4 protein-coding genes are annotated in these 4466 nt (G+C 74.4%); all 4 read left to right on the top strand.

What is annotated here, in order from left to right:
• Positions 1–705 (top strand): ABC transporter substrate-binding protein (locus AC5LSR_RS17805; protein ID WP_493468700.1); only part of this gene is annotated, 705 nt, incomplete at its 5' end.
• Between the two features lie 6 nt (positions 706–711).
• Positions 712–1671 carry an ABC transporter permease gene (locus AC5LSR_RS17810; protein ID WP_250286594.1) on the top strand — a complete coding sequence of 320 codons (960 nt, stop codon included), beginning with the start codon at positions 712–714 and terminating at the stop codon, positions 1669–1671.
• A complete protein-coding gene (locus AC5LSR_RS17815) occupies positions 1668–2600 on the top strand; it encodes an ABC transporter permease (RefSeq protein WP_250292710.1) in 933 nt (310 codons plus the stop codon). Before AC5LSR_RS17810 ends, AC5LSR_RS17815 begins: the two co-directional genes overlap by 4 nt.
• The coding region (locus AC5LSR_RS17820; RefSeq protein WP_493468701.1) for an oligopeptide/dipeptide ABC transporter ATP-binding protein at positions 2597–4466 on the top strand (1870 nt) is incomplete at its 3' end. The genes AC5LSR_RS17815 and AC5LSR_RS17820, both read left to right, overlap by 4 nt.

Here is a 4466-nt window from a genome sequence, read left to right on the forward strand (position 1 = left end):
CTGCGCGTCGACAGGCCGCCGTTCACGCGGAAGGAGGTCCGCCAGGCGGTCGCGTACGCCCTGGACCGGCCGGGGGTGCTGACCAGCGTGCGCGACGGGGCCGGTGTCCTGGGCAACGACCATCTCTTCGCGCCCTCGTTCGCCAGCGCGCCGACCGATCTCCAGCAGCGCGCCAGGGACGAGGCGAAGGTCAGGTCGCTGCTGGCCGCCGCGGGCGTGGACAACCTGCGTTTCACCCTCAGCTTCGACCCGCCGAACAGGTCCTACGCGCTGGTCATCCAGGACCAGCTCAAACAGGTCGGCATCACCGTGGACCTCGACCAGCAGACCTCCGGGGCGTTCTACGGGGGCGACCAGACCACCGACACCCCGTGGCTGTTCACAACCGCGAACCTTGTCGGCTGGGCGGGCCGGCCCACGGCGAGCCAGTTCATCATCCCGATGGTGAAGAGCCAGGGGGTGTGGAACGGCTCCAAATACGCCAACCCGGCCGTGGACGCGGCGGCCACCGCCTACGACGCGGCCACCGACCCGGCCGAACGGAAGAAACAGGCGGAAATCATCGCGCGGGCGCTCAACGAGGACGTGCCGGTCATCGTCAGCGTGTGGAACGGCGCGGTCCGCGCCTACCGGACCGACCGGATCAGGGGGCTGCGGGCGCACCCGTCGGCGTTCCTGGACCTGACGACCGTGACCAGGGCCTGATCGGGTGTGGCGCGTTTCCTGGTCAGACGGCTGCTGACGATCCCGGTCACGCTGCTGGCGGTCAGCCTGCTGGTGTTCGTCGCGACCGAGCTGATCCCCGGCGACGTCGCCCGGGTCGTGCTCGGCCCGGAAGCGAGCCAGGCCTCCGTGGACGCGCTGCGCCACCAGCTGCGGCTGGACCAGCCGCTGCCCAGCCGGTACCTGCACTGGCTGGGCGGGTTCGTCACCGGTGACTGGGGACAGTCCTACACGCTCGGGGTGGCGGTCCGGCCACTGACGATGGGCCGGCTGGGCCAGAGCCTGCTGCTGGCCCTGCTCGCCTTCGCGCTGCTCGTGCCGTTCGCGCTGGCGCTCGGCCTCGCCGCGGGGCTGCGGGAGGGGCGCCCGCTCGACCGGGTTCTCAGCGTGACCGGCCTGAGCCTCGGGGCCACACCGGAGTTCGTCACCGGGGTCGTGCTGCTGGTGGTCTTCAGCGTCCAGCTGCACTGGCTGCCCTCCTCGGCCCAGGCGCCCCCGGGAGCGGGGCTGGCGACCCGGGTGGAACATCTGCTGCTGCCGGCGATCTCGCTGGTCCTGCTGTGTGCCGGCTACGTCGCCCGGCACGTGCGGGCCAGCACCGCCGCTACGCTGTCCAGCCCGTTCATCCGGGCGATGCGGGTGCGCGGCCTGCCCGAGGGGCAGCTCGTGCGCAGGCACGTGCTGCGCAACTGCCTGGTCCCGGCGACGAGCGCGCTCGCCGTCCAGCTGCAGTTCCTGCTCGCCGGGCTGGTCACCGTCGAGCTGCTGTTCGGCTACCAGGGCATCGGCGACCTGCTGCTGACGTCCGCGACCAGCAAGGACGTGCCGACCCTGCAGGCCACCGCGATCGTCCTCGGCGCGGTGGGCATGCTCGTCTACGTCGTCGCGGACGTCGTGTACGCGCTGCTCGACCCGCGGATCCGGGTCGGGAAGGTGGCTCACCAGTGAGCCAGGCGAGCCCGGTGGGCCAGGTGAGCCCTGGGATCCCAGGAGGCGCAGGGAGTCCAGGGAGCGTCGTCGACGCCGGGGCGCCGTCGGTCGCCGCCGTGGCCCGCGGGCCACGGGTCGTCCGGCGGCTGGTGCGCCGGCCGTCGTTCGTGGCGGGCGCGGTCCTGCTCCTCGGATGGGCCGTCGTCGCGGCGTTCTGGCCGCATCTCGTCCCCGCCGACCCGATGACCCAGCATCCGGCCGAGCGGTTCCGTCCGCCGGGCTGGGGCCACCTGTTCGGCACCGACCAGTTCGGACGGGACGTGCTGGCGCGGGTGCTGGCCGGTGCCCGTCCCGTGCTGGAGGTCGCTCCGCTGGCGGCCGCGGCCGGGGTGGCCGCCGGCAGCCTGCTCGGGCTGGTGTGCGGCGTCCGGCGGGGCCTGCTGGACGAGATCGTCATGCGGGTCGTCGACGCGCTCGCGGTCTTCCCGAGCCTGGTCGGGGTGGTGGTCGTGGCGGCGCTGGTGGGCAGGTCCACCACCGCCCTGATCGTCGTTATTGGAGTGTTCTTCGTGCCGATTGTTACTCGCAGTGTGCGGGCTGCGGCGCTGGTCGAGCGGGAGAAGCCCTATGTCGAGGCGGCGCGGCTGCGCGGTGAGCCGTTCCCGTCCCTGCTGGGCCGCGAGGTGCTACCCAACGTCGCCGGAACCGTGCTGGTGGAGGCGACGTCCCGGCTCGGTGACGCGGTCTTCGCCGCCGCGACCCTGTCGTTCCTCGGGCTCGGCCAGCCGCCGGGCTCCCCGGAGTGGGGCGCCTCCGTGGCGGACAGCCGGGTCTTCCTCCAGCACGCCTGGTGGACGGTGCTCTTCCCGGCGCTCGCCGTCGCAAGCCTCGTCATCGGCGTCGCCCTGGTCGCGGACAACCTGCGGGAACAGGTGGCGGCGCGGTGAACGGGCCGATGGTCGGCGGCGCGGTGAGCGGGCTGGCGGTCGGTGGCGCGGTCGGCGGCACACCGGCGGGCGTGACCGGGCCGGGCACGCCCGGGGGGCTCGTCGTCGACGGGCTGAGCGTGAGCTACCCGGCGTCGGGCGCGCGGGTGGCCGCCGTGGACGGCGTGAGCCTGCGGGTGCGTCCCGGTGAAAGCTACGGGCTGGTGGGGGAGTCCGGATCCGGCAAGAGCACCCTGGCGGCGGCGCTGGCCGGTGTCCTGCCCGACGGCGGCCGGGTCGAGCACGGCAGCATCCACCTGGACGGCGTCGACGTCGGCGGCCTGCCGGAACGGGACCGGCGCCGGTGGCGGGCGACCGCGTTCGCCATGGTCCACCAGGGTGCCACCAGCAGCCTGGACCCGACGGCCCGCGTCGGCGCGCAGGTGGCCGAGGCCTGCCGGTTGCAGGGGCTGTCGCGTGCCGCGGCCCGCCTGCGGGCGCTGGAGCTGCTGGCGGCGGTGCGCCTGCCCGAGCCGGCCGTGATCGCGCGGCGATGGCCGCACCAGCTGTCGGGCGGGCAGCAGCAGCGGGTTGGCATCGCGGCGGCGCTCGCGTCGCGTCCGCGGCTGCTCGTCCTCGACGAGCCGACCACCGGCCTGGACGCGGCGGTGGCACGCGAGATCCTCGACCTCCTGCAGGCGTTGCGGCGGGAGATCAATGCCGCCGTCGTGCTCATCAGCCACGACCTCGCGCTTGTCGCCCGCCGCTGCGACCGGATGGGGGTCCTCTACGCGGGACGCCTGGTCGAGGAGGGCCGGGCGGCCGAGCTGCTCACCGCGCCGCGGCATCCCTACACCGCCGGCCTGGTCGCGGCGGCCCCCGTGGTCGGGGTCACCCGCCGGGAGCGCAGGCTGCTGGCGGTGCCGGGCCAGCCGCCGGCCCCCAGCGAACGTCCGGGCGGCTGCGCGTTCGCGGACCGCTGCGCGCTCGTCGACCAGACCTGCCGCACCCGGGAGCCGTCGCTCGTCCCCGTCCCCGCCGTCCCTGCTCTCCCTGCTCTCCCTGCCGTCCCCGCCGTCGCTGCCTCCGCTACCGGAGTCCCGCCGGACGGGCTCCCGGAGCGGCGGTTGGACGTGCGCCCGGACGGGCACCTGGTGCGCTGCCACCACAGTGGCCGCGGCCCGACGCCGCGTCTTCCCGAGCAGACCACTGAAGTGGACCGCGCGGGCCCGGGGCTGCGGCCGGGGCTGCTGTCCGTGCGGGGGCTCTCCCGCGGCTACGGCCGGACGCCGGTGCTGGACGGGATCGACCTCGACATCGCCTACGGCGAGGTGCTCGGCCTCGTCGGCGAATCCGGCAGCGGCAAGAGCACCCTCGCCCGGGCGCTGGTGGGTCTCGGGCCCGATGGCCCGGGGGAGCTCCGGCTCGCCGGACACCTCCTGCCGTCCCGGCTGTCACGTCGGTCCGCCGAAGACCGCCGCCGGGTGCAGATGGTCTTCCAGGATCCCGACACCACCCTCAACCCGCGACACTCCGTGTCCACCGTGCTGCGCCGGGCGTTGGTGACGCTGCGCGGATCGGGTACGGTCACCGACCTTGCCGGCCGGGTCCAGCTCGGCCCTCGCCTCCTGCCGCTGCGGACCGCCCGGCTGTCCGGCGGGCAGAAACAGCGGGTGGCCATCGGCCGGGCCTTCGCCGGCGAACCCGAACTGGTCGTCTGCGACGAACCGGTGTCAGCGCTGGACGTGAGCGTCCAGGCCGCTGTGCTGGAGCTGCTGGCGGCCGCGCGGGACACCGGCGGCGTCTCCTACCTGTTCATCTCCCACGACCTGGCCGTCGTGGGCTACCTGGCGGACCGGTTGGCCGTCCTGTACCAGGGGCAGATTG

It is taken from the genome of Protofrankia sp. CiP1_Cm_nod4 (assembly GCF_982290645.1).